The organism is Streptomyces sp. NPDC006208, from assembly GCF_040613775.1.
Lineage (GTDB): Bacteria > Actinomycetota > Actinomycetes > Streptomycetales > Streptomycetaceae > Streptomyces.
The window spans coordinates 175906-200934 of the sequence record NZ_JBEXSW010000010.1 but is presented as its reverse complement, the minus strand read 5'-3'; the positions used below and the strand labels follow the sequence as shown (position 1 = coordinate 200934).

18 protein-coding genes are annotated in these 25029 nt (G+C 69.8%); 7 read left to right on the top strand and 11 right to left on the bottom strand.

What is annotated here, in order from left to right:
- Window positions 1-67: 67 nt before the first annotated feature.
- From ABZ208_RS10875 to ABZ208_RS10865, 3 genes are all read right to left on the bottom strand, one after another.
- A complete protein-coding gene (locus ABZ208_RS10875) occupies window positions 68-715 on the bottom strand; it encodes a hypothetical protein (protein ID WP_356909166.1) in 648 nt (215 codons plus the stop codon).
- Complete coding sequence (locus ABZ208_RS10870) at window positions 712-1254, bottom strand: SseB family protein (RefSeq protein ID WP_356909165.1); 543 nt, start codon at window positions 1252-1254, stop codon at window positions 712-714. The genes ABZ208_RS10875 and ABZ208_RS10870 overlap by 4 nt, the downstream gene beginning before the upstream one ends.
- A gap of 442 nt (window positions 1255-1696) precedes the next feature.
- Window positions 1697-1912 carry an EF-hand domain-containing protein gene (locus ABZ208_RS10865; protein WP_356909164.1) on the bottom strand — a complete coding sequence of 72 codons (216 nt, stop codon included), beginning with the start codon at window positions 1910-1912 and terminating at the stop codon, window positions 1697-1699.
- Between the two features lie 105 nt (window positions 1913-2017).
- Between ABZ208_RS10865 and ABZ208_RS10860 the strand changes: the two genes are divergently transcribed.
- Window positions 2018-2656 carry a GNAT family N-acetyltransferase gene (locus ABZ208_RS10860; protein ID WP_356909163.1) on the top strand — a complete coding sequence of 213 codons (639 nt, stop codon included), beginning with the start codon at window positions 2018-2020 and terminating at the stop codon, window positions 2654-2656.
- 39 nt (window positions 2657-2695) lie between these two features.
- Here the strand turns inward: ABZ208_RS10860 and ABZ208_RS10855 are convergent, their stop codons facing one another.
- The 5 genes from ABZ208_RS10855 to ABZ208_RS10835 form a co-directional block, all read right to left on the bottom strand.
- On the bottom strand, window positions 2696-3892 hold the full coding sequence (locus ABZ208_RS10855; protein ID WP_356909162.1) for a hypothetical protein: 1197 nt from the start codon (window positions 3890-3892) through the stop codon (window positions 2696-2698).
- 410 nt (window positions 3893-4302) lie between these two features.
- Window positions 4303-4806 carry an ATP-binding protein gene (locus tag ABZ208_RS10850; protein ID WP_356909161.1) on the bottom strand — a complete coding sequence of 168 codons (504 nt, stop codon included), beginning with the start codon at window positions 4804-4806 and terminating at the stop codon, window positions 4303-4305.
- A 267-nt stretch (window positions 4807-5073) separates the two neighbouring features.
- The gene (locus tag ABZ208_RS10845) at window positions 5074-5841 is read right to left on the bottom strand and encodes an enoyl-CoA hydratase-related protein (protein WP_356909160.1); all 768 of its coding nucleotides are present in this window, start codon (window positions 5839-5841) and stop codon (window positions 5074-5076) included.
- 75 nt (window positions 5842-5916) lie between these two features.
- On the bottom strand, window positions 5917-7161 hold the full coding sequence (locus tag ABZ208_RS10840) for an Ig-like domain-containing protein (protein ID WP_356909159.1): 1245 nt from the start codon (window positions 7159-7161) through the stop codon (window positions 5917-5919).
- A 211-nt stretch (window positions 7162-7372) separates the two neighbouring features.
- Entirely contained in the window at window positions 7373-8599 is a 1227-nt protein-coding gene (locus ABZ208_RS10835) for an Ig-like domain-containing protein (RefSeq protein ID WP_356909158.1), read from the bottom strand.
- A gap of 200 nt (window positions 8600-8799) precedes the next feature.
- Here ABZ208_RS10835 and glgX point away from each other — a divergent pair, with 200 nt between their 5' ends.
- The 5 genes from glgX (at window position 8800) to ABZ208_RS10810 (ending at window position 18436) form a co-directional block, all read left to right on the top strand.
- On the top strand, window positions 8800-11082 hold the full coding sequence (gene glgX / locus ABZ208_RS10830; RefSeq protein ID WP_356909157.1) for a glycogen debranching protein GlgX: 2283 nt from the start codon (window positions 8800-8802) through the stop codon (window positions 11080-11082).
- A 125-nt stretch (window positions 11083-11207) separates the two neighbouring features.
- Window positions 11208-13118 carry an ABC transporter ATP-binding protein gene (locus ABZ208_RS10825; RefSeq protein ID WP_356909156.1) on the top strand — a complete coding sequence of 637 codons (1911 nt, stop codon included), beginning with the start codon at window positions 11208-11210 and terminating at the stop codon, window positions 13116-13118.
- 14 nt (window positions 13119-13132) lie between these two features.
- On the top strand, window positions 13133-14992 hold the full coding sequence (locus tag ABZ208_RS10820; RefSeq protein ID WP_356909177.1) for an ABC transporter ATP-binding protein: 1860 nt from the start codon (window positions 13133-13135) through the stop codon (window positions 14990-14992).
- Between the two features lie 510 nt (window positions 14993-15502).
- A complete protein-coding gene (locus ABZ208_RS10815) occupies window positions 15503-17536 on the top strand; it encodes a M4 family metallopeptidase (protein WP_356909155.1) in 2034 nt (677 codons plus the stop codon).
- Between the two features lie 165 nt (window positions 17537-17701).
- A complete protein-coding gene (locus ABZ208_RS10810) occupies window positions 17702-18436 on the top strand; it encodes a Clp protease N-terminal domain-containing protein (protein ID WP_356909154.1) in 735 nt (244 codons plus the stop codon).
- 49 nt (window positions 18437-18485) lie between these two features.
- Here the strand turns inward: ABZ208_RS10810 and ABZ208_RS10805 are convergent, their stop codons facing one another.
- From ABZ208_RS10805 to ABZ208_RS10795, 3 genes are all read right to left on the bottom strand, one after another.
- Window positions 18486-19727: an alginate lyase family protein gene (locus ABZ208_RS10805; RefSeq protein ID WP_356909153.1), complete on the bottom strand. Its 1242-nt coding sequence runs from the start codon at window positions 19725-19727 to the stop codon at window positions 18486-18488.
- A 205-nt stretch (window positions 19728-19932) separates the two neighbouring features.
- A complete protein-coding gene (locus tag ABZ208_RS10800; RefSeq protein ID WP_356909152.1) occupies window positions 19933-22596 on the bottom strand; it encodes a glycosyltransferase family 1 protein in 2664 nt (887 codons plus the stop codon).
- Window positions 22597-22899: 303 nt separating this feature from the next.
- Window positions 22900-24183 carry a flavin-dependent oxidoreductase gene (locus tag ABZ208_RS10795; RefSeq protein WP_356909151.1) on the bottom strand — a complete coding sequence of 428 codons (1284 nt, stop codon included), beginning with the start codon at window positions 24181-24183 and terminating at the stop codon, window positions 22900-22902.
- Between the two features lie 337 nt (window positions 24184-24520).
- On the opposite strand from ABZ208_RS10795, the gene ABZ208_RS10790 reads away from it, so the two are divergent.
- Entirely contained in the window at window positions 24521-24778 is a 258-nt protein-coding gene (locus ABZ208_RS10790; protein ID WP_356909150.1) for a hypothetical protein, read from the top strand.
- The last annotated feature ends 251 nt before the right edge of the window (window positions 24779-25029 follow it).

Below are 25029 nucleotides of genomic sequence, written 5' to 3'. Positions count from 1 at the left end.
TCGACGCCGTCGACGATCTTGTCGGTCGCCTTGCCTGCGAGGTCACCGATGATTCCGAAATCCCCCATCAGCGGCTCTCCCCCCACCGCGGCTCCTCGGCCTGCGCGACGGTCGCCTCGTCCGGGTCGAACATTTCGCGGAGCTCCACATCCATCTGGTCACGCAGCTTCGGATCGATCAGACCCGAGCGCTCCATCGAGTCCATCTGCGCGTCCATCACGTCGTACCCGGTGTTCTTCCAGGTCTGCTTCACCTCCTCGTGCGCCTCGGAGAACGACTCGGCGCTCCAGTCGGGGTTGTCGAAGATGGTCTGGTTCTTGATCTGGTCCCAGCGCATCTCCTTGACCTGGTCCTCGGTCAGATGCGGGTTGCCGTTGACCGAGTTGACGCCGATCTTGATCGAGTCCTTGACGTACTGCTCCTGCTCGGCATACGAACCCGCCGACAGGCCCACGCCCTGCGCGAAGACGTTTCCCTTGATGGTCAGGGCCCGCACGCCCCACTCCCAGCGCTCGCAGAACGTCGTGAACTCATCCGTCAGACCGGCATGCCCCAACTCCATGCCGGACAGAGCAAGATCCGAGAACCCCCGCCCGGTGGTCGCCTCACCGATCATGCCGAGCTCCTTCAGCTCGGCATGCGCCAGATCGATGCCCATCGCGATGGCCAGCAAAGCCACCGGCGGCGCCTGCAGATCAGGATCTTTCCCGCTCACACTGTCCCCCCGAGATCAACCGCCACCGCATCGGGCACGATGCCCGCAACCGGCGGAAACAACATGCCCCCGTCACTGCCCGCATCCAGCGCAACCCCCGCAGGCCCCGGCAGCATCGGCACCATCACGTCCAAAAGCCGCGCACCCAGAACCGTCCGGTACGCCCACTCCCGCTCCGCCTCCCCGCGCGCCCGCGCGAAGTCGGCCAAAGCCTCCTCGTCCGAGAACGCACAGATCCACCGCACCCCGCCCTGATCCGCGGTCCACAGACTCCCGTACGCATCGAACGGCACCAGCACAGCAGTACGCCGGAATTCACCCAGCAACGCAGCAAACTCACGCCTTGCCACGGCCAGTTGATCGTCGGCCGGTTCCGCATCTGACGCGGTCTGTTCCGGAGCCTGCGACGCCACCGGAACTGTCTCCGGTTCCGACTCCGAGGGTGGCTCCGGCTGCGTCGCCGGAACCGACGCAGCCACCAACTCGGCCAGCCGCGAAACGCGTTGAGGCTTCGGTATGTCGGCCCCGTTCTCAGTCACTCAAGCAATGCTGTCACGCGATCATTCCCGTGAGCAACGCAGGACTTCGGCCTTTGTGTGACGTCTGATTCGCGGGTCTGCAACAGGCCGGGGCTGCTGGAGCGGCTGCCCGAGGTGCCGGGCCGGAGCACACCAGATCATCCCGCTTGAGCGGTCGCGTCGCATGACGCCGCGTCACAGGCTGCCCGCCAAGGAGAAGGAACACTCGTGGCAGTCCCTGTTCAGGACGAAATCCCTGGAAAGTCCCTGATGCGGCGACTCTGAGCCGGGAATCGTAAGAAATCCGAGGTCAGAAGCGTGATCAGATGCCGCTTCCGATCGGTGAAGTACAAGGAGACGGCGCGCGGCGGTCTCGCCGTGAACATCATCGAGTGCTGACCGGCCCGGCGCATGTGACGGCCCCCGTCCCCGGCATCCCGGGGACGGGGGCCGTCCTGGCTCGTCAGGCCTGGTTGAGCGAGACCCAGAACTCGTCGAACGTCAGCTGACCGTCGCCGTTGGCGTCCTTGGTCCTGATCACCGCTTCGGCGACGGTCTCGGTGACGTTGAAGTCGCCCAGCTGCGCCATCACGCTCTTGTACTCGGCCGCCGTGATCAGGCCGTCGCCGTTCAGGTCGTAGCGCTCGAACGCCTTGCGCGCCTCTTCGATGTCCGCCACTGCTTCCGCCCCTTCTTGGTGCATTACTGACGGGGGTCAGATTATCGGCCGTCGCTCGCAGATCATGGAGGGGAGTCCCGCACCGGGGACGAGGGAGGGCATGGGATGAGCGAGGAACTGGGACGGATCCTGACCGCCGCGGCCCGGGGGGAGTTCCCGCCGGGCGACGGCGCGGTCACCGTGGTCCGCCAGCCGGCGGCCCGTGACGCCGGGGTGGTGGCGTTCACCGCCCACTCGGTGGTCTTCACCGACGAGGATCCGCAGTGGGTACAGGACCGGCTGGCCGCCACCGACTCCGACCGGCTGGCCGCCGCGATGAACCCGGGCTTCCTGTGTGCCCTGATGGCCCGTACCGGGCGCTCGATGAACACGATCGACCTGGTGACGGTCGCCGGTGCGCTGCCCGGCAGGCCCGGCATCGAGCTGCGTGAGATCGAGGACCCGGAGCACCCTCGGGTCGCCCGGGCCCTGAAGTACCGCGACGACGTGCGGGTCTGGGCCGCCGACGGCGGGGTACTGATTCTCGGCCGGGGGCTCGCGGGGCGCTGGGAGGTCGCGCTCGAGGTCGACGAGGAGGCACGTGGCCGGGGTCTCGGCCTTGCGCTGGCCCGCGCGGCCCGCCAGTTGGTGCCGGACTCGGTGCTGTGGTCGCAGCAGTCGCCGGGCAATGCCCGCAGCGTACGGCTGTTCCAGACGGCGGGGTTCCGGCCCGTGGCATCGGAGGCGATCCTCACGGCCGGCTGAGCGGGCCGGCAGCCTGCTCGAAGACGGCATCGGACTCCCCTAGCGGAAGACTCCCGTGTGGCCCAGCGAGTAGCGGCCCGGCTGCGGATAGACGGCAAGACCGTGCGGACCGCTGCCGACGGGGATACGGGCCAGCTGCTCGCCGGTCCGTGTGTCGACGGCGTACACCTCGGAGTGGTATCGCCCGGACAGCCACAGCACCTTGCCGTCCGACGAGACCCCGCCCATGTCCGGGCTGCCGCCGTCCGGGAGCCACCACTTCTTGGTCAGCCGGTTCTGCTCGAAGTCGAAGACGGAGATGGAGCCCTCGCCGCGGTTGGAGATGAACATCTCGCTGGAGTCGCGGTTGACGTAGAGGCCGTGGGCGCCTTTGCCGGTGGGCATCAGCGCGGGCTCGGTGAACCTCTCCCCGTCGAGCACCCACACGCCGTGCGCCATCATGTCGGCGATGTAGAAGGTCCTTCCGTCCGGGGAGAGCTTCACGTCCTGCGGCATCGCGCCTTTGAGGGGCAGCTTCTGCCGTCCGATGACCTCCATCTTCTCGGTGTCGACCTTGAGCAGTTGGGCGGAGAACTCGCAGGAGACGACGAAGTACCTGCCGTCGGGCGAGAAGTCCGCGTGGTTGACGCCGTAACACGGGACCGGGATCGCCTTCTTCCGCTCCATGGTGTGCGGATCGCGGAAGACGAGCTCACGGTCCAGCGACGCCATGACGATCGCGTACTTGCCGTTGGGCGTGAAGTACAGGTTGTACGGGTCGTGCACCTCGACAGGCTTGCCCGCCACTCCGGTCGCCGGGTCGATCGGAGTGAGCGTGTGTCCGCGGTTGTTGTTGACCCACAGCGTCTTCAGGTCCCAGGACGGAACCACGTGCTGCGGCTGGACCCCGACCGGGATGGTCGCGATCACCCGGTACGTCTCGGGGTCGATGACCGTCACGGTGTTGGAGTTGGTGTTGGGGACGTACACCCGCGACGGGTATCCCTTGACCGTCGGCGAGAGCATGCCCGGCCGGTTCGCCGCGTAGACGTCCCGGGGGTCGAGGACGGGCGGCATGCCCTCCAGTCCGGCCACGGCCTGCTTCGTCCTGGCCGGCGCCGCGGCGGTACGGGTGCCGCGCGCCTCGGTGGTGTCATCGCCCGCGCCGCCGGAGCCGCAGCCCGCGAGAAGGGAGAGCAGGACGCCGCCGAGCAGCGCCGCGGTCCGTGCGGTGAGAGATGTCGTCGTCGGGGTCACGGGTAAGCACAGTAGGGGCGAGATGCCCGAAAGATAACGATTGACGAAATCGATGCGCCGCCGGGTCGCCCCCAATGGAAGCACTCCGCATGAAATGATCAATGAAACAACCGTCGGAACCGATAGTTATTCATTGATTTACAGGCAGGTGGCCGATCTCACCTAAGATTCACTTCCAATGAATACAGCCTTGATGTCATATGTCCGAGTATGGGGGCTTGGCGACAGTCCCCCTGTCTGTCATAGTCGAAGACACGACCCCCATCGACCCGGGCCAGGTCGTCCTGAGCGGCCGTGGATACACCCCCCCAATCCACGGCGCACCACACAGGAGCCCCACCGCACCGCAAGGCGCGAGGGGGCTTCTGTGCATCCCGGTGGACGGTGACGCTTCGCGGTGATCCCGCGGGTCAGTGATCGCCGATTCGCATCTCGAACCAGGTGGTCTTGCCTCGCGGCAGGAGATCCACGCCCCACCGGTCGGAGAGCTTGTCGACGAGAAACAGACCGCGGCCACTGGTGTCCATCTCCTGGACCGGCATCAGACAGGGCAGGCCGCGCGAGGGATCGCGCACCTCGACCCGCACCCAGCCGCGGCGGCGCTGTATGCGCAGCCCGAACACCCGCGCACCCGTATGGCGGACCGCGTTGCCGACGAGCTCGGAGACGAGCAGGACGGCATGCTCGCAGGTCTGGGCGGGCAGCGCCCACTGGCGCTGCACCACACACTGCGTCAGCCGGCGTGCGGTGGCGGCGGATTCGGGCAGGGACGGCAGCCGCACTTCCGCTTCCGCCGGATTGCCGAACAACTCCAGTGCCTTGAGCGCCTGTTCGTCATCGGCTGCCGGTGCCCGCCATGCGGCGGCCGCATGCGCGCGCTGCCGTGGTTGTCCCACACCCTCGAGGCCCGCCATGCCTCCATCATGGCCGGACCGCGGCTTCTGCGTGGCCGTTCCCGGGGAATAGGGCCCCCGGAGCGAGGCGTCCCGGAGGTACCGAATGGCATATGACTCTGGCCCCATACGGCCATTCATACCCGGCTTGAGCTGCACTGACGCCTTGCACTCGAATGATCACCCGGCACAGTGAGCCGTTCTGCCTTAATCCCGCCTTAAGGTTTGACGGGCCGAGCAGGCGAGTTGACGCGCCGCCGGTTCTGCGGCGCGCCAACTCATGTCCGATCAGAGGAACTTGGCCTTGCCCGGCCCCTCCTCGACGAAGCTGCGCATACCGCGCTCGCGGTCCTCGGTCGCGAACAGCCCCGCGAACCAGTTCCGTTCGACGGCCAGTCCCGTCTCGATGTCCGTCTCCAGACCCGCGTCCACGCACTCCTTGGCGGCCCGCAGCGCCATCGCCGGGCCCTTGGCGAGGGCCGCGGCCCAGGCGTGGGCCTGCTCGTACACCTCGGCGGCCGGTACGACGCGGTCGACCAGCCCGAGCGTGAGCGCCTCGTCCGCCTTCACCATGCGGCCGGTGAAAATCAGGTCCTTGGCGCGGGAGGGACCGATCAGCCGGGACAGGCGCTGGGTGCCGCCGGCGCCGGGGATCAGGCCGAGCAGGATCTCCGGCTGGCCGAGCTTGGCGTTGTCCGCGGCGATCCGGTAGTCGGCGCACAGCGCGAGCTCGCAGCCGCCGCCGAGCGCGTAGCCGGTGACGGCGGCGACGACGGGCTTGGGGATGCGGGCGACGGCGGTGAAGGACTCCTGCAGACCACGGGAACGCACGACCATCGCCGTGTGGTCCATCGCCTGCATCTCCTTGATGTCCGCGCCCGCCGCGAACACCTTCTCGCCGCCGTACAGAATCACGGCCCGCACGTCGTCGCGCCGGGTCGCCTCCTCGGCGAGCTCGCGCAGCCGGTCCTGCGTGGCGATGTCCAGGGCGTTCATCGGCGGGCGGTCCAGGCGGATGGTGCCGACGCCGTCGGAGACTTCGAGGGAAACAGTCATGGGGGCAGGTTAGCCCCCGTTAACGCGAGGGGGCCCGGTGCTGTGGCTCACAGCACCGGGCCCCCTCGGGACGTCCTACTTGGTCCACTCCGACCAGGGCATGTTCCAGCCGTTCAGGCCGTTCTCCGGAGCGATCTGCTTGTCCTTGGAGTTCTTCACGATCACCACGTCGCCGATGATCGAGTTGTTGAACATCCAGGCGGCCGGGGTGCCGCTGTCGCCGCCGCCGCGGACGTCCCGCAGGCCCACGCAGCCGTGGCTGACGTTGGCCGAACCGAAGGTCCCCGACGAGGCCCAGTAGTTGCCGTGCATGAAGGTGCCCGAGGTGGACAGCCGCATCGCGTTCGGCACGTCCTTGATGTCGTACTCACCGCCGAAGCCGACGGTGGCGCCGTTCATCCGGGTCACCTTGTACTTCTCGCTGATGACCATCTGGCCGTTGTACGTGGTGGTCGACGGCGCGCCCGCGGTGATCGGGATGTTCTTGATCTCCTTGCCGTCCCGCACGACCTTCATGGTGTGCGCGCTCGCGTCCACGGTGGAGACCTGACTGCGGCCGATGGTGAACGAGATGGACTTGGCCTGCTTGCCGTACACCCCGGGGCGCCCCTCGACGCCGTCCAGGTTGAGCTTCACGGTCACCTTGGTGCCCGCGGCCCAGTACTTCTCCGGACGGAAGTCGAGACGGTCGTTGCCGAACCAGTGGCCCTCGATCGGGACGGACGGCTCCGCGGTGACCTTGATGGCGTTCTCGACGGCCTCGGGGTTGGTGATCCCCCGGGTGAAGTTGATCGAGACGGGCATGCCGACACCGACCGTCGAGCCGTCCTCGGGCGTGTAGTGCCCGATGAAGGTGTTCTGCGGCACGAGCGTGGTGAACGTGGTGTCCTTGGCCGACTCACGGCCTTCCTCGTCCTTGGCGACGGCGTGCACCTTGTACTTGGTGGAGCCTGCCAGGTGCTGGAGCGGCTCCCAGCTCGCCCCGTCGCCGGCGATCTTGCCCTCGATCTTCGTGCCCTTGTCGTCCTGCACGGTGACCGTCGTCAGCTTGCCCTTGGTGGCGGTCACCTTGAGCACACCGCTGGTCGCGACGGCATCGGCGCCGTCCTTGGGCGCGATGGTCACCACGGCCTGGGACGCCGAATTCGCGACCTCGCCGCCCTTCGTGCCCCCGTCGCTGCTGCCCTTGTCCGAGCCGCCGCCCCCGCCGCCGCAGGCCGTGAGTACCAGCATCGCCCCCAGCACCAGTGCGGACAGTGCGGCGCCCCCGCGTCCGCGTCCGGCCCTGGCCGATGCCCCCGATATCGGCTGCCCGTTCACAGTCGTGATCTCCCCTCAAGCAGCCTGGGATCACCAAGGCCGCACCCCCGCGCGCCCCATACGCACGCTCGGCGACAGGTAATCACACGGGAGGGTGATGTTCGACCACGGCCTTGTCACCGTTCCGTCCCAAATGGCTTGTGGGGGCAGCACCCCGCAGGTCGGCGGTTCCCGGCGCCGGCGCCGGCGCCGGGGCACTCCGATCACATGATCACTCGATCGCCGAGCCCGCCTTCCAACTCGCCCAGTCCATGTTCCAGCCGCCGAGACCGTTGTCGGGGGCGACCTGCTTGTCGCGGGAGTTGACGACCTCCACCACGTCGCCGATCAGCGTCCGGTCGAAGAACCAGCCCGCCGGAGCGTCGCTGCTGCCGCCCTTCTCGTCCCGCAGTCCGACACATCCGTGGCTGACGTTGGCCGCGCCGAAGACGTCCGGGTCGGCCCAGTAGTTGCCGTGCAGGAAGGTGCCGGATCTGGTCAGCCGGATCGCGTGGGGAACGTCCTTGATGTCGTACTCGCCCTTGCCGTTGCGCTTCTTGAAGCCGACCGTCGCACCGTTCATCCGGGTCACCTCGAACATCTCGGTGACCACCATCTTCCCGTTGTACGTGGTCGTCTTGGGCGCGCCCGCCGTGATCGGCACGGTCGCCAGCAGCTCACCGTCACGCCGCACCTGCATGGTGTGGGCCGCCGCGTCCACCAGGGACTCCTGCGAGCGGCCGACCGTGAAGGCGATGGTCTTGTCCTGGATGCCGTACACGTCCGGCGCCGCCTCGACGTCGCGCAGCCGCAGATCGACCGTGACCCGTGTGCCCGGCTTCCAGTAGGTGCGCGGCCGGAAGTCGAGCCGCGCCGTGCCGAACCAGTGGCCGGCGACCTCGACAGGAGGATCCGAGGTGACGCGGATTGCGCGTTCGACGGCCGCGCGGTTCTCGATCTCCCGGTTGAAGTCGAACGAAACGATCATTCCGGTGCCGACGGTCGAACGGTTCTCGGGCTTGAAGTAGCCGATGAACCGGCGTTCGGGGACCTGGGTCGTGAACGTGGTGTGGCGGGCCGCACGACGGCCGCTGCCGTCGACCGCCACCACGTCGATGCTGTACTTGGCCGCGAGCCGCAGCCGGACGCCGTCGGCGGGAGTCCAGCGCAGGCGGTCCGCGGAGATGCGTCCGTGGACTTCGACGGGATCGGCGTCCTCCACCTGGGTCACCTCGACCCGTTCCAGCCGGCCGCTCGACACGCTCACCTTGATCGCCCCCTCCCGGCTGACCCCCTTCGAGCCGTCCTCGGGCGTGATGCGGATCGTGTTCTCGGGTGCCCTCGGTTTGTCGGCGACCTCGGGTTTGTCGCCGGTGCATCCGACAATTCCCGCGATCAGCCCTGCCCCTGCCAGGGCGAGCGCGACGGCGCGCCCCGCCCGCTTCAGTACATATGTCACGTACCGCTCAACGACCACGCCCCTCCAGGGGAAACGTCGGGGGGAAACGCGAGGGCGAACGGGAGGAGAAACGTGAGTGCCGGGCCATGTTGGGAGCAGGGTGGTGCGGGCAGAACTGGTGGGAGGACCACGCGTGGGGTGCTCGCGGCCGGGACGCCGCGGGCCGGGTGCACGCGAGGCGAGCCGCGGGAGGCCGGCAGGTGTCGAGCGCAGCCGAGCAGGAGACAGCGCAGGAGGGGGTGCGGGGCATGCTGCCCGGCCTGCCTGCGGCGGTGGCCGGCGTCAACGGCCACGCCGGCACCTCGGGCGGTGGCGGCAGGCCGCCGGTGTGGCCGGGGGCGCCGACACCGCTCGGTGCACGCTACCGGGCCGGGCCGGACGGGGTCTCGGGCACCAACTTCGCGCTGTGGGCGGGCGGCGCGGAGGCGGTCGAGCTGTGCCTGTTCGACGGGGCGGGCGCCGCCGCGACCGAGACACGGCTGCCGCTGACCGAGCTCACCCACGAGATCTGGCACGGCTTCGTACCGGGCGTGAGACCGGGGCAGCGGTACGGCTACCGGGTGCACGGCCGCTGGGACCCGTGGACGGGAGCGCGCTGGAATCCCGCGAAGCTGCTGCTCGACCCGTACGCACGGGCGGTGGACGGCGACTTCACGCTGCCTGCGCAGGTGTACGGGCATGTGCGGGACTGGCCGCAGCAGCATGTCGCCGACACGGTGCGCGACGAGCGTGACTCGGCGCCGTACGTGCCCAAAGGGGTCGTGGTCCATGACGAGGGCGCCGACGACGAGTGGATGGACGACCGCAGGCCCAAGACGCCCTGGGCGGACTCGGTCATCTACGAGCTGCACGTCCGCGGTTTCACCAAGCTCCATCCGGGAATCCCGCCGAACCTCAGGGGCACCTACGCCGGGCTCGCGCACCCGGCGGCGATCGAGCACCTGGTGCGCCTCGGGGTGACGGCCGTCGAACTGCTGCCCGTCCACCAGTTCGCGCACGAGGACCATCTGCTGCGCCGCGGGCTGCGCAACTACTGGGGCTACAACTCCATCGGCTACTTCGCGCCGCACGCCGGATACGCCTCGGGCGGGACGCGCGGGCAGCAGGTGGGCGAGTTCAAGCGGATGGTGCGCTCGCTGCACGACGCGGGCATCGAGGTCATCCTGGACGTGGTCTACAACCACACGGCGGAGGCCGGCGAGCTGGGTCCGATGCTGTCGTTGCGCGGTATCGACAATCGCGGCTACTACCGCCTGCAGTCCGACGCCCGGCGGTACACGGACTACACGGGGTGCGGCAACACCCTGCACGTGGTCCAGCCCCATGTGCTGCGGCTGATCACCGATTCACTGCGCTACTGGGTGACCGAGATGGGGGTGGACGGCTTCCGCTTCGACCTGGCGGCGGCCCTGGCGCGCTCCATGCACGACGTCGACATGCTCTCCCCGTTCCTCGCGGTGATCGCCCAGGACCCGGTGCTGCGCAGGGTGAAGCTGATCGCCGAGCCGTGGGACGTGGGCAACGGCGGCTACCAGGTGGGCGCGTTCCCGCCGCTGTGGACGGAGTGGAACGACCGCTACCGGGACGCGGTACGGGACTTCTGGCGCGGCGCGCTGCCCGACGTACGCGACCTCGGCTACCGGCTGTCGGGCTCCAGCGACCTGTACGCCTGGGGCGGCCGGCGCCCCTACGCCTCCATCAACTTCGTCACCGCCCACGACGGCTTCACCCTGCGCGACCTGGTCAGCTACGAGCAGAAGCACAACGAGGCCAACGGCGAGGGCAACCGGGACGGGACGAACGACAACCGGTCCTGGAACTGCGGAGCGGAAGGTGAGACGGACGACCCACGCGTCAATGCGCTGCGCCGCCGGCAGATCCGGAACCTGCTGACCACGCTGCTGCTGTCGACCGGGGTGCCGATGCTGGTCGCGGGTGACGAGATGGGGCGTACGCAGGGCGGCAGCAACAACGCCTACTGCCAGGACAACGAGGTCAGCTGGCTGGACTGGTCGCTGCCCGGGCAACCGGGACCGGCCGGGCTGCTGGCGCTGACAAGGAGGCTGCTCGCACTGCGCCACACCCATCCGGTGCTGCGCCGCCGGGCCTTCTTCTCCGGCCGCCCGCAGGCGGCGGACGGCCTGCGGGACCTGGCCTGGTTCACCCCGCACGGCACGGAGATGAACGAGGCGGACTGGTACGCGCCCTCAGCCACCCTCGCGCTGTACCTCTCAGGACGGGACATCCCGGGACGGGACGCGCGGGGCGCCCAGGTGACGGACGACAGCTTTCTGACGATCCTGCACGCGGCGCACCGCCCGGTGGACTTCCGTCTGCCGGGCCCGCCCTGGGCCACCTCGTACGAGCTGGTGGTCGACACCTCGCTGGAGGACCAGGACACAGCCCCCGCAACGGTGCACGAGGGCGGCGCGGTGGTGACGGTGCCGGCGCGGTCGGTGCTGCTGCTGAAGGTCCGGGCGTAGCGTGCGGGGCCCGGGCGGGGCCGGTCGGTGCCCCACCGGCCCACTTCACGACGACGCGTCCGGGCGGGCGGCGCCACGGAAAACCACATGAGCGCTGTCAGTGGCAAACCGTAGGCTCGCACCTGATGCCCACCACACACGTTGTCACCAAGGACCGGTCCGCCGTGCGCACACTGCTACGGCTGTGGCCGTATGTACGGCCCGTCCGGACGCGCCTGTTCAGCGCCGCTTTCGTCGCCGTTGTGGCGTCCTGTCTGAGCGTCGTGATCCCGCTCGTGCTCAAGTGGATCGTCGACGGTCCCGTCGCTGACAGTGACCCGGGCGGAGTCTGGCTCGGGGCGCTGGTCCTGCTTCTGCTGGGTGCTGCCGAGGCCGTCCTGTTCGGCTTCCGCCGGTGGCTGGTGGCCCGGCCGCTCGCCGGCGTGGAGGCGGCCATGCGGGCCGATCTGTTCCGTCATCTGCAGCGGCTGCCGGTGTCCTTCCACGACCGCTGGGCCTCAGGTCAGTTGCTGTCGCGCGGCACCACCGATCTGATGCTGATCCGGATGTTCCTCGCCTTCCCGCTGACCTTTCTGCTCGTCAACGCGGCCACGATCCTGATGGGGTTCGTGCTGCTGCTCGCGCAGGACTGGACGCTGGGGCTGGTGCTGCTGGCGCCCGTCGTGCCCCTGGTCGTCGTGTGCTCACTGTTCGAGGCCCGGTACTGGATCGTGGCCCGGCAGGCGCAGGACCAGGTCGGCGACCTGACGACGGTCGTCGAGGAGAGCGTGCTCGGCATCCGTATCGTCAAGGGCTTCGGCCGGCACCGCAGTCAGGCCGATGCCTTCCGGATGCTCGCCGAGCGGCTGCGCGGCACGGAGCTGGGCAAGGCCCGGCTGCTGGGCGGCATCTGGGCGCTGATCACCACGATTCCGGAGCTGGCGATCGGCGCCGCGCTGGTGCTGGGCACGATCCAGGTCGCGGACGCAGACCTGTCGGCGGGCACGCTGGTGGCGTTCTTGTCGACGGCGCTGGCGCTTCGCTGGCCGGTGGAGTCGATCGGCTTTCTGCTGGCGATGAGCCAGGAGGCGGCGACGGCGACGGAGCGGTACTTCGAGGTGCTGGACGCCGAGGAGGAGCGTGAGACGTACCGGCGGGAGGCGGACGAGCGGGATGCGGACCGGCGGGATGCGGACCTGAGCGCCCGGAACCGACCGGACGCCGACGTGGGCGGACTGCGGTTCGAGGGCGTCGAGTTCCGCTACCCGGACGCGCCCGCGGACACCGCGCCGGTTCTCGCCGGGATCGACCTCCGGATCCGGCCAGGGGAGACGATGGCCCTGGTCGGCGCCACCGGCAGCGGGAAGACCACGCTCACCGCGCTGGTGCCACGGCTGTACGAGGCGACGGCCGGACGGATCACGCTCGACGGCGAGGACATCACCGCGATGCCGCGGCAGCGGCTGCGCGAACTGGTATCGGTGGCGTTCGAGGAGCCGACGCTGTTCTCGACGAGCGTCGGTGAAAACGTCCTGATGGGCGTGGGCGGCTCGCATCCGGCACACGGCTCCCGCCCACCGGACGGCCCGGACGCGGCGGAGGTCCCGGACGGCGCGCAGGTCCCGGACAGTGGCGACAGGGCGGAGGCCCTGCGCCACGCCCTCGACATCGCCCAGGCCGGCTTCGTGGACCGTCTCCCTCAGGGCGTCGCCACCCAGGTCGGCGAACAGGGCCTCAGCCTCTCCGGTGGACAGCGCCAGCGCCTCGCGCTGGCCCGCGCGGTGGTCGGCCGGCCACGATTCCTGGTCCTCGACGACCCGCTGTCCGCCCTCGACGTCCACACGGAGGCCCTGGTGGAGGCGGCGCTGCGCAGGGTGCTCGACAACACGACCGCGCTGGTGGTGGCGCACCGGCCGTCGACCGTGATGCTCGCCGACCGGGTGGCGCTGCTGTCCGAGGGACGGATCGCCGCGGTGGGCACCCACCATGAACTGCTGCGTACGAACGCGGAGTACGCCTGGTTGATGTCCGGCTCGGAAGGGAGTGGCGCACGATGACCTCGACGACCGCGATGGACGGCATCGAGGACGCCGACGACGCCAGGTCCACCGGCGCCGGACGGCCGGACCAGGGCGGGGACGACCCCTTCGACCAGGATGCCCTCCCCGCGCCCGCGGGGGCGACCGGGATGCTGCTGCGTTCCCTTCTCGTGCCACGGCGCGCCCGGGTCGCCGTCGCCGCGCTGCTCCTGCTGCTCCAGCAGGCCGCGGTGCAGGCCGGACCGATGCTGGTGGCGTATGCGATCGACCGCGGCGTCCCGGCGTTCCGCTCGCACGACTACGGTCCGCTGGCCGCCGTCGGCGCGGGGTACGCGCTCTGCTCGCTGGGCGCGGGCGCGTTCCAGTACGGCTTCATCCGCGTGTCCGCCCGGGTCAATCAGGACGTCCTGCTGGATCTGCGCGGCCGGATCTTCCGCCATGCGCAGGCGCTGAGCGTGGACTTCCACGAGCGGTACACCTCGGGCCGGCTGATCTCCCGGTCCACGGCCGACGTCGAGTCGCTGCGGGAGCTGTTGAGCGAGGGACTCCAGGAGCTCATCGGCGTCATTCTGTCCTTCGTCTTCATCTCGGCGATGCTGCTCTGGCTCGACCTCGGACTCGGCACCGTTGCGGTGCTGTCCTTCGTCCCGCTGTATCTGCTGGTCCGGCTCTACCAGCGGCGTGTCCAGTCCGTCTTCATGCAGCGCTCCACCGCGATCGCTGCCGTGATCGTGAAGTTCGCCGAGACGATGAACGGAATCCGGCCGGTGCGGGCGTTCCGCCGCGAGCCGGCCAATGACGGCGAGTTCCGGGTGCTGAACCACCGGCATGAGCGCAGCAACGGCGATGCACTGCTGGAGATGGCGCGCTTCGTCGTCGGCTCCCGGCTGGTCGCGAACACCGCGGTCGCCGGGATCGTGCTGTGGGGTGCGTACCGGGTGGCGGGCGGGACGCTGGCGCTGGGTGTGCTGGCGGCGGCGGTGCTGTATCTGCGGCGGCTGTACGACCCCATCGACCGGCTCGGCATGTTCCTGAACTCCTACCAGTCGGCGGCCGCCTCCCTGGAGAAGATCGCGGGCCTGCTGGCCCAGGTCCCCTCGGTCCCCGAGGCGGTCGAGCCCCGCCGGCTGCCCGCGCGGGACACGGACCGGCCGGGCCGCAAGGTGGTCTTCGACGGCGTCCGGTTCGCGTACCGCAGGGGCGGTGAGGTGCTGCCGCAGTTCGATCTGACTGTTCCGGCGGGGCAGACCGTAGCGGTGGTCGGCTCGACCGGTGCGGGCAAATCGACCCTGGCCAAGCTGCTGGCCCGGTTCTACGACCCCTCCGACGGACGCGTCCTGCTCGACGGGGTCGATCTGCGCGATCTGGCCCCACCCGAACTGCGGCGCGGAGTGGTGATGGTGACGCAGGAGGCGTTCCTGTTCTCCGGGTCCGTCGCGGAGAACATCGCGGTCGGCCGTCCGGACGCGTCGCGCGAGGAGATCGAGCACGCCGCGAAGGCCATCGGGGCACACGATTTCATCAGCGCCCTGCCGGACGGCTACGACACGGACGTACGCAAGCGCGGCGGGCGTATCTCCGCGGGCCAGCGCCAGTTGGTGGCCTTCGCCCGCGCACTGCTCGCCGATCCCGCGGTGCTCATCCTCGACGAGGCGACCAGTTCCCTGGACATCCCGGGAGAGCGCGCGGTGCAGCGGGCCATGGACACGGTGCTGCGGGGACGTACGGCCGTGGTGATCGCCCACCGTCTGTCGACGGTCGAGATCGCGGACCGGGTGCTGGTGATGGAGAGCGGCAGGATCGTGGAGGACGGGACACCGGCCGAACTGACCGGCGGCGACGGTCGGTTCGCAGGCCTGCACCGGGCGTGGCGGGACAGCCTCGTCGGCTGAACAGACCGGCGGACGGGGCCGGGACGGCGCCGTCCGCGCGGCGGCGCCGGGCAGCGGCACGAGCGCGCGGTCGGCGGCGCCGCCCGCACCGACCCGTACCCGCGCGGTCCGGGTCGGCCTCGCCGCGCCCGCCCGTACGGGTGCGGAACGAGCCACACCTCCGCCCGATCTCCCCGACCGGCGGCAACACGTGCTCAACACTGCGTTCGTACATGCCAGGTTCCGCATCGGCCTCGCTTCCGGCGCCGCACACGGTCTTCGGTGAATGCGCGCCCCCCGCGCCACGGCGATCAGCGAAACGTCCGCTCAACGAACATGACTGCACGTTCAACGAACTATTTCCAGCCAACTTCTTGTCGCGCTCCTGACAGACGGGCGTCACTGGTGCGACTCTTCCCCCGATCCACGCTCCACAAAGCTCCACATGCTCGACGTGCTCCACATGCTCGGCATGCTCTGCCCGGCCTGCCTACCCAGCTCGCCGGTACCCCCCTCGCAGAAGGAGTTCGCGTGAGACCCACGCATCGCCGTCGCGCCACCGCGACCGGAGCTCTTGTCGCCACTGCCGCCCTCCTCGCCGTCGGCTTCCAGACCGGCACGTCCGCGGCCCAGACCACCGCATCCGCCGTTCCAGCTGCGGCGAAGGCGGGGAAGGCCGACCCGGGCGCCCTGCCGAAGAGTCTGACGCCCGCACAGCGTGCGGAGCTGATACGCGAGGCGTCCGCCACCACGGCCGCCACCGCGAAGGAACTGGGCCTGACCGCCCAGGAGAAGCTGCTCGTCCGCGATGTCACCCAGGACCGCGACGGCACCACGCACACCCGCTACGAGCGCACCTACGCCGGACTGCCGGTCCTCGGCGGCGACCTCGTGGTCTCCGAGTCGAAGGCGGGAGTGACCGAGTCGGTCTCCAAGGCGTCCCGGGCCACGCTCAAGAACGTGGACACCAGCGCCGACGTCGCACCGTCCGTCGCCGAGAAGCAGGCGCTGGGCGCGGCCAAGGCCGAAGGGTCCGCGAAGGCGAAGGCCGACCGCGCACCGCGCAAGGTGGTCTGGCTGGCCGAGGGCAAGCCGACGCTCGCCTACGAGACCGTGGTCGGCGGCCTGCAGCACGACGGCACGCCGAACGAACTGCACGTCGTCACCGACGCCTCCACCGGCGCGAAGCTCTTCGAGTGGCAGGCCGTCGAGACGGGCACCGGCAACACGCAGTACAGCGGCCAGGTCAACGTCGGGTCCACGCAGTCCGGGTCGACGTACAACCTGACCGACGGCGGCCGCGGCAACCACAAGACGTACAACCTCAACCGCGGTACGTCGGGCACCGGCACCCTGTTCTCCGGACCGGACGACGTCTGGGGCAACGGGCAGGCCTCCAACCTGGAGACCGCCGGCGCGGACGCCGCCTACGGCGCCGGCCTCACCTGGGACTACTACAAGAACGTGCACGGCCGCAGCGGCATCCGCGGTGACGGCGTCGGCGCCTACTCCCGGGTCCACTACGGCAACAACTACGTCAACGCCTTCTGGTCCGACAGCTGCTTCTGCATGACCTACGGCGACGGCTCCGGCAACGCCAAACCGCTCACGTCCATCGATGTGGCCGCGCACGAGATGACGCACGGCCTCACCTCCGTCACCGCGAAGCTCGTCTACAGCGGCGAGTCCGGCGGCCTCAACGAGGCGACGAGCGACATCTTCGCCGCGGCCGTGGAGTTCTACGGCAACAACACCTCGGACGTCGGCGACTACCTGGTCGGCGAGAAGATCGACATCAACGGCGACGGCACACCGCTGCGCTACATGGACAAGCCGAGCAAGGACGGGGCGTCCAAGGACGCCTGGTACTCGGGCATCGGCAACATCGACGTCCACTACTCCTCGGGACCCGCGAACCACTGGTACTACCTGCTCTCCGAGGGCAGCGGCGCCAAGACCATCAACGGCGTGAACTACGACTCGCCGACCTCCGACGGTCTGCCGGTCACCGGAATCGGCCGCGACAAGGCATCGCTGATCTGGTTCAAGGCCCTCACCACCAAGTTCAACTCCACCACGAACTACGCGGGCGCCCGCACCGGCACCATCGCGGTCGCCACGGAGCTGTACGGGGCGACCAGCCCCGAGGTCAAGGCGGTCACCGACGCCTGGGCAGGCATCAACGTCGGCTCCCGCCCCGGTGGGCCGGACCCCGACCCGGGCACGGTCTTCGAGAACACGGCCGATGTCTCCATCCCCGACCTGGGCACCGGGACCTCCACGGTCAACGTCACCGGCCGCACGGGCAACGCCCCCGCCGCCCTCAAGGTCGGCGTGGACATCGTCCACACCTGGCGCGGTGACCTGGTCATCGACCTGCTCGCCCCGGACGGGACCGCGTACCGCCTGAAGAACTCCAGCGGTTCGGACTCGGCGGACAACGTGGTCGAGACGTACACCGTCAATGCCTCCAGCGAGGTCGCCAACGGCGCCTGGAAGCTGCGCGTCCAGGACGTGGCCCGCTACGACACCGGCTACATCAACAGCGTCAAGCTCACCTTCTGAGCCTGTCGATCAGATCAGGCTCACCACGAACAGGGGCGCTGCCCGGGACGCCGTACGGCTCCCGGGCAGCGCCCTGCCAATTTCAGGACACGTCACATCTCGGCACGACAGAGGTGCGTCAACCAAAGGTTGACGATCCAAGGGTCGTCAACCTAAGGTTGTCGCATGACAGATCCAGTCCGTCTGACTCATCCCGTGCGTCTCGACGATCTGATCGAGGCCATCAAGAAAGCGCACTCCGGTGCGCTCGACCAGCTCTCCGACGCCGTCATCGCCGCCGACCACCTCGGTGACATCGCCGACCATCTCATCGGTCACTTCGTCGACCAGGCCCGGCGCTCCGGCGCCTCATGGACCGACATCGGCAAGAGCATGGGGGTCACCAAGCAGGCCGCCCAGAAACGGTTCGTCACCAAGGAGTCCGGCCAGCCGGTCGATCTCGATCCGAGCCAGGGCTTCGGGCGCTTCACCCCGCGTGCCCGCAACGTCGTGGCGGCCGCGAGCAACGAGGCCCGCGCAGCGGGCAGCGGGCTCGTGGGACCCGAGCATCTTGCGCTCGGGCTGCTCGCGGAGTCCGAGGGCCTGGCCGCGAAGGCGATCATGGCGCAGGGCGTCGGCCTGGAGCGCGTCCGCGAGGCGGTCACGGCCACGCTGCCCGCCGCGGCCGACGAACTCCCCGAGGTGATCCCTTACGACGCGCGAGCGCGCAAGGCCCTGGAGCTCACCTTCCGCGAGGCGCTGCGGCTCGGGCACAACTACGTCGGCACCGAGCACATCCTGCTCGCCCTGCTGGAGGTGGAGGACGGCAGCGGTCCGCTCTCCGGTCTCGGGATCGACAAGTCGACCACGGAGGGCTACGTCGGTGAAGCGATCGCCGAGCTGCGGCAACAACTGAAGTGAGCCATGCGGGCCCTGTCCGGCTTTATACCGGGCAGGGCCCGCCAGCACGCTAGTTGGGGTTGCCGGCGTGCGTGAGGGTCTCCCAGGCGACGAACAGGTTGTTGGACCCGGCCGGGCGCTGCTGCTCGGTCAGCCGCCGGGTGTTGGTCATCGTGTGGCCCATGCGGTTGCCGAGCGCATTGAAGCCGACCTCGGTGACCGGGCCGATCCTGTCCTTGAGGCGGCCGCCGCACAGATTGCCCGGGACCGGCTCGCCCAGCTGGTACCTGGCGTGGAGTCCGAGCGCGTGCCGCAGCCGGTCGGCGACCTCGGGGTAGAGGTCCTGGCCCTGGATGCGGCTGGTCTCCGCGATGTGCGACACGGCCGAGAGCCCGTACCCGGTGTGGGTGAGGTCACGGCAGGTCTCCTGGCTGAGCCCGTTCATGAACGTCGTCTGGCCCTGCCAGTAGCGGACTGTCTCGTCCCGGGTGTCCAGGCCCGAGCCCGGCGCGGTCTTCGGCAGGGATCCGTCGGTGGTCAGATAGATGTACGCGGGCACACGTCCGCGGAACGTGGCGACGGCCTTCTCGTAGGCGGCCCGGTCCTCCAGGAAGACCGCGATGCCGATCGCGGCCTCGGTCATGCTCAGTTCCCAGTTGCCGTTGGAGTGCGAGCCGTTCGCCACTTTCGGCAGGTACACGGTGCGCAGCATCGTGCCGAAGCGGCCGGAGTTCGGCCAGCCCGCGGGGTAGGTGTGCTTGATGATCTCCGCGGCCCGGGGCCAGGACGATCCCGCCCAGCCGGTCTGCAGCGGGGCGTTGCTGTTGGTGTGGTCCCTGATGACGGCGGACCATGCGTCCATCAGCTCGACGGACTTCCTGGCGTACCGGCCGTCCCCGGTGAGATACCAGGCCAGCGCCGTGGTGTAGGCGGCGATCGCGTCCTCGCGCTCGTCCGTACAGCCGTTGTTAGGGTTCGAGTACGAGCCGCACTCGACGATCGCACGGGGCTTGGGAAAGCGGGACAACGAGGCGTACGTGCTCGCCATCATCTGGTCGAACGCGCTCTTCCACGGCTGGGCACCGGCCTGCACCTTGGCCTTCACGAAGTCGAGCTGGGGCCGGCCGACCAGCACTCCGGGATGGGTGAAGGCCGCGGGCGCCGCCGCGGCCCTCACGGTGGCCGGGCTCTCCTTGACGGCGGACGCCGGGGTCATGAGCGCCGCACCGAGGACGCCGGCGAGTGCGGTGGCGAGGGTCAGGACGAGGACTTTTCGCCGCCGCAGGGCGTGCGAAGTCGTTCCGGTACGCATGGGGGGTTGCCTTCCGGTCGGGGTATCACTTCAACTTGGTTCATCTACATGAACATTGAGCTGAATGATGAACACCGTGATGCGTCAGGAACCTAAAGGCATCTCATGAGCACGTCAAGAATGAATGTCCGCGGCAGGAAGGAAGCCCACGCGGCAGGGCGCGGTCCTCCCGTCCGTGACGGGAGGACCGCGCCCGAGCCCGGGGTCAGCGCATCAGCACACCGGCGTCCTCACCCGCCGCCTCCGTCGGCAGGGCCACCAGGCCGAGATCCGCACCCGCCGGAATCAGCCTGTGCGAGGGCAGGATCCGTACGGTGTAGCCGAACGGCCCGGTGCGCTCGAGCTCCAGCGGCCCCTCGAACATCCAGCGGCCCTCCAGGTCGGGGCCGCCGGCCGGCTTCAGCGGGAAGGTCCTGGCGTCGCGGATCGCGTCGTCGGAGTCGACCCGGCCGGCCACCGCCTGCACCTCCACGTCCTCCGGCTGCAGCGCGCCGAGGGCGACCCGCACCCGCAGGGCGAGCGTGGAGCCCAGTTCGGCCGTGGCCGCCAAGGCGGCGGGCGCCGCCTGGTCCAGTGCCTCCACATGGTCGACGGCCACCTGGGGCCAGCAGTCGCGCACCCGCGCCTTCCACGCCGCCAGCTCCTGCGCGGTGGCCGCGTCCAGCGCCCGGTGCGCCTGAGCGGCCGGTGCATACAGCCGCTCCACGTACTCGCGGACCATACGGCCGGCGAGCACCTTGGGGCCGAGCGAGGTCAAGGTGCGACGGACCATCTCGATCCAGCGCCCCGGCAGTCCGCTGCTGCCGCTGTCGTAGAAGCGCGGGGCCACCTGATTCTCGATCAGCGAGTAGAGGGCGGCCGCCTCCAGCTCGTCGCGGCGGTCCTCGTCGGTGGCCGAGCCGTCGGCCGTGGGGATCGCCCAGCCGAAGTCCGGCTCGAACCACTCGTCCCACCAGCCGTCCAGCACCGACAGATTGAGCCCGCCGTTCAGCGCGGCCTTCATCCCGCTGGTGCCGCACGCCTCCAGCGGGCGCAGCGGATTGTTCAGCCACACGTCACAGCCCGGGTAGAGCTTCTGCGCCATCCCCATGCCGTAGTCGGGCAGGAAGACGATCCGGTGGCGCACCCGCGGGTCGTCGGCGAAGCGCACCAGCTCCCGAACCAGCTTCTTGCCGCTGTCGTCGGCTGGATGGGCCTTGCCCGCGACCACGATCTGCACCGGCCGGGTCGGGTGCAGCAGCAGCTCCATCAGCCGGTCGCGGTCGCGCAGCATCAGCGTGAGCCGTTTGTACGAGGGCACCCGGCGCGCGAACCCGATCGTGAGCACGTCCGGGTCCAGCACCCCGTCGATCCATCCCAGTTCGGCGGTGCCCGCACCGCGCTGGCGCCAGGAGGCGCGCAGCCGGGCCCGTACCTCCGTCACCAGCTGTTCGCGCAGGGACCTGCGCAGCTCCCAGATCTCGCTGTCGGGGATGTCGGCGACGGCGTCCCAGCGATCGGAGCCGCCTACGGACAGCGCGTCCTCGGCACGGCTCGTGCCGATCTGTCTGGCACCCAGTGCGAGCACCTCGGGGGCGACCCAGGTGGGGGCGTGCACCCCGTTGGTCACGGAGGTGATGGGCACTTCGGCGGAGTCGAAGCCCGGCCAGAGGCCCGCGAACATGCTGCGGCTGACGGCGCCGTGCAGTTTGGACACGCCGTTGGCGCGCTGGGCGAGCCGCAGGCCCATGACCGCCATGTTGAAGAGGTTGGGTTCGCCGCCGGGGTAGGTCTCCATGCCCAGCTGGAGCACCTTCTCGACGGGGACGCCGGGCAGTTCCGCGCGCTCGCCGAAGTGGCGGGCGACCAGTTCACGGTCGAACCGGTCGATGCCGGCGGGCACGGGGGTGTGCGTGGTGAACACGGTCCCGGCCCGTACGGCCTCCAGGGCAGCGTCGAAGTCCAGTCCGTAGGCACCCAGTTCGCGGATGCGTTCCAGGCCGAGGAAGCCGGCGTGTCCCTCGTTGGTGTGGAACACCTCCGGTTCGGGGTGGTCGGTGAGCCGGCAGTAGGCCCGCACGGCCCGCACTCCTCCGATTCCGAGCAGCATCTCCTGCAGCAGGCGGTGCTCGCTGCCGCCGCCGTACAGCCGGTCGGTGACATCGCGCTCGCCGGGGCCGTTCTCCTCCACGTCGGAGTCGAGCATCAGCAGTGGTACGCGCCCGACCCGCGCTACCCAGATGTGGGCGTGCAGGGAGCGCCCGCCGGGCAGGGCGAGGGACACCCGGGCGGGTGTGCCGTCGTCCTCCCTGAGCAGGCTGACCGGGAGTTCGTTGGGATCGAGGACGGGATAGTGCTCCTGCTGCCAGCCGTCACGGGACAGGGACTGGCGGAAGTACCCGTGCCGGTACAGCAGCCCGACGCCGATCAGCGGTACGCCGAGGTCGCTGGCTGCCTTGAGATGGTCGCCGGCGAGGATGCCGAGGCCTCCGGAGTACTGCGGCAGGGCCGCGGTGACGCCGAACTCGGGTGAGAAGTAGGCGACGGCCGCGGGGAACCGGGGTGCGTCGGCGGCGGTCCGGCCACCTCCGCTGTTGGCCTGGTACCACCTGCGGCCGTGCAGATAGTCGTCCAGGTCGTCGGCCACGGTGGCCAGTCTGCGCAGAAAGCGGCGGTCTGCGGCCAGCTCGGTCAGCCGCGCGGCGGACACGGTACCGAGGAGGCGCACGGGGTCGCCCCCGCAGGACTGCCACCCCTCGGGATCGACGGTCTGGAAGAGCTCACGGGTCTCGGTGTGCCAGGACCAGCGCAGATTGCGGGCGAGGTCGCTGAGCGGCCGGAGCGGTTCGGGGAGGACGGGGCGGACGGTGAATCGACGAATGGCCTTCACAGGTCACACCTTTGCAGGGGAGGTACGCATCCGAGCGGACGCACGACGGTGTGCGTCCCTTTTCCGTCCCCGACGACGGTAGTGCCACCACGCCCCCCACAACCACGGCGCGCGAATCCTCCGGGGGCGCACTCCGGGTCTTGCCCGGTCGTGGCTCACCAGGGCAGGGGACGTTGGTGGTCCGTCCCGGTGGTGGTTCCGACGGGGCTGGAGACTTGTCCGGGGGGCTGACCCACCACTGCCGGAAACCCCCGAACGGCTTAAGCCCTGGCCGGGGCCCGGTCACCACCGGCCCGGCAAGGCTCACAGAGGTTTGCGCCGTGCCGGGGGGCCGTACGGGGACCCCTCGTTCACGGTCTTCTTGTCGAAGGCACCCGCGGCCGCGTACCGGGCCGCGATCTCGGCGAGCTCGGCTGGCGGGATCACGTCGTGGATGTCCGTGAATCCGCCGGGTGCGCGCTGATGGGCGAGGCTGATGACCACCTCCGGCCCCAGCTGCCGGTTGCTGCCCTGAAGCTCGGTCATGGGCCCTCTGCGCTCGGTCTCGTAGACGGTGAGGGCCTCGGCGGGGTCGACGTGCCGGGCCATCGCATGGGCGAGGGCGCGGCCGTCGATGATCGACTGAGTGGCGCCGTTGGAGCCGACCGGATACATGGCATGGGCGGCGTCGCCGATCAGCGTCGTACGGCCGCAGGACCAGCGCGGCAGCGGGTCCCGGTCCACCATCGGGTACTCGAACGCCGCGTCGGCGGCGAGCAGCACCTCCGGGACGCTCACCCCGCCGAACTCCCAGCCCTCGTAGTGGCGGAGGAAGGTGGTGACCGGGACGGGCCGGTTCCAGTCGCCGCGCGTGGGGTCGTCGCCCGGCTCGGCGGGCCTCACGAGCGCCCAGTTGACCAGTACCTGCCCATCCAACGGTTCGGTGAGGGGATAGACCACGGCCTTCTGCCGGTCGTCGCCCGCGATGAACATGAAGCCGGCCGCACGGCTCGCGGGCATGCGGGAGACTCCGCGCCAGATGAGCAGACCGTTCCACGGCGGCTCGCCCTCGCCGGGGTTGAGTGACGCGCGGACCGTGGAGCGGATGCCGTCGGCGCCGATGAGGACGTCGGGTTCCAGTGAGGCGCTGCCGCGCACGACGCCGTCGCGGTGCTCCAGCTGGACCCTGGGGCGGCCGTCAGGGAGCGCTTCGACACCGGTCACCCGCACGCCGCTGACCAGCGCGGACGTGCCGAGCCTCGCCCGTACGGCATCGGCCAGGGCCAGCTGGAGCTCGCCGCGGTGGATGGAGAGCTGGGGCCAGTGGTAGCCGGCGCCGAGCCCCCGTGGCTCGCGGGAGATCAGTCCGCCGCTGCGGTGGTAGTAGCGCAGCTCGCGGGTGCGCAGGGCGTGCGCCTCCAGCCGGTCGAGCACCCCGAGGGCGTCGAGCTCGCGGACCGCGTTGGGCATGATGTTCAGCCCCGCGCCGACCGGCTGGATCTCGCGGGTGGTCTCGACGACCGTGACCCGCTCGAAGCCCGCCGTGTGCAGGGCCAGTGCCGCGGTGAGACCGGCGATGCCACCGCCGGCGATCAGGATGTGGGTCATGGGACGGAACTCCTCCTTGCTCGCGCGGTCGGGGGGCCGGGGCAGGCGGCCGTTCAGGGGACCGGCGTACCGGCGTCTCGTTGTCCCGGGTCAGGTGGAGCACCGCCCGCAGCAGTTCGACCGGCGCACCGCCGCTGCCGGTGTCGTACAGCCGTAACTCCTCGCTGCAGGCCTTGAGCGCGATGGTGAGGTGACGGGCACGGAAGGTCTTGAGGATGCGCAGCACGCGGGAGAGGGCAACGGCGGCGGCGATCTGCGGGGACACGGTCGGCGTCCTCCCAGCTGACGGCTGCGGACAGCTTGGGGACGGCGGACATGCCGCCCCTGTGGCAGCGTAGTGGGCGCGCCAGGACGGGAGGCTGTAACGGACGCAGTCGTCGAGGAAGGCGTCGTATCGCTCGTCGCTGCGGCACTGCCACAGCGTCAGATCGGCTGGCCCCAGCGGTACTTGAGCTGTGGCCGGGCCGAGGTGGTCGTGGCCGGCGATGCCGGTCTCCTCGACGCTCGGGCGGCGGTGAAGGCGGACCGGGCGGACGAGTGGGTGGCGTGTCAGCCGTGGCACATGTGGTCGGAGGAGTCGCAGCAGCAGACGTGAGGACCGTCAGGAGCGCGGTTATGAGCCATGTCCTGAGGCCCTCATGAGCGGCCTTCGCCGGGCGCCGGGCCGCCCCGGGTAAGGGCGCACAGGGCCGTGCACGCTCCGGCGCGCACGGCGCACGGTTCTGCAGCGAGGCCGGTTCCGTCGTGTCGACAGAACCGGCCTCTTTGTGCGTCTTGTGCAGTCCCCTACGTCCTAGTAGTTAACACATCACCGGATTGCCCACCCGACGGGCGGGGGAAGGCTCA

Coding starts and splice junctions, on each gene's coding strand:
- ABZ208_RS10845 (WP_356909160.1), bottom strand. CDS start 5,841: ATGACTGTTTCCCTCGAAGTCTCCGACGGCGTCGGCACCATCCGCCTG.
- ABZ208_RS10825 (WP_356909156.1), top strand. CDS start 11,208: ATGCCCACCACACACGTTGTCACCAAGGACCGGTCCGCCGTGCGCACA.
- ABZ208_RS10810 (WP_356909154.1), top strand. CDS start 17,702: ATGACAGATCCAGTCCGTCTGACTCATCCCGTGCGTCTCGACGATCTG.
- ABZ208_RS10860 (WP_356909163.1), top strand. CDS start 2,018: ATGAGCGAGGAACTGGGACGGATCCTGACCGCCGCGGCCCGGGGGGAG.
- ABZ208_RS10820 (WP_356909177.1), top strand. CDS start 13,133: ATGGACGGCATCGAGGACGCCGACGACGCCAGGTCCACCGGCGCCGGA.
- ABZ208_RS10850 (WP_356909161.1), bottom strand. CDS start 4,806: ATGGCGGGCCTCGAGGGTGTGGGACAACCACGGCAGCGCGCGCATGCG.
- ABZ208_RS10805 (WP_356909153.1), bottom strand. CDS start 19,727: ATGCGTACCGGAACGACTTCGCACGCCCTGCGGCGGCGAAAAGTCCTC.
- ABZ208_RS10795 (WP_356909151.1), bottom strand. CDS start 24,183: ATGACCCACATCCTGATCGCCGGCGGTGGCATCGCCGGTCTCACCGCG.